1 protein-coding gene and 1 pseudogene are annotated in these 500 nt (G+C 49.4%); both read left to right on the plus strand.

Annotation, left to right across the window (positions count from 1 at the left end):
* Positions 1–237 (plus strand): annotated as a pseudogene (locus HBA93_RS18315) (cytosine deaminase); the annotation flags it as partial.
* 38 nt (positions 238–275) lie between these two features.
* Positions 276–500, plus strand: a 225-nt coding sequence (locus HBA93_RS18320; RefSeq protein WP_221724252.1) for a transporter substrate-binding domain-containing protein, incomplete at its 3' end; no start/stop codon positions are given.

The raw sequence follows: 500 nt of genomic DNA on the forward strand, positions 1-500 counted from the left end.
AGAAACGATTTCAGAAGCGATGAAAATATCGAACTCGCGCTCGAGCTTGCTACCTATGGCGGCGCGCGAATGATGGATATTGCGGATTACGGCATTCAGGAAGGCTGTGATGCCAGTTTCATATTGCTCAATGCCGAAACACCCGCCGATGCTGTTGCATCACGCCCCGTTCGCAGCGCCGTTTACAGGAAAGGCGCTCTGATTGCGAAGGAAGGCAAACTGATTACTCCCAGATAAATACAGACCAACATTAGGCATAAGGAGGAGATTGCCAGATGTTCAATAATTACGGGAAAAAAGCCGTGCTGGCTTTTGGTGTTCTGGTCGGAGCACTGACAGCAACCGCACATAGCCAGAGTGAAAAAGTAATCAAAATCGCCACTGAGGGCGCTTACGCCCCCTGGAACTTTACGGAAGCCGGCTGCAAGCTCGCCGGTTTTGAAATCGGCCTTCTTGAGAATTTATGTCCGCGTATGAAAGTGAAATGCGAATTAATTGTG

This window comes from Ochrobactrum sp. SFR4 (genome assembly GCF_019730395.1).
In the GTDB taxonomy this organism is placed as follows: Bacteria; Pseudomonadota; Alphaproteobacteria; order Rhizobiales; family Rhizobiaceae; genus Pseudochrobactrum.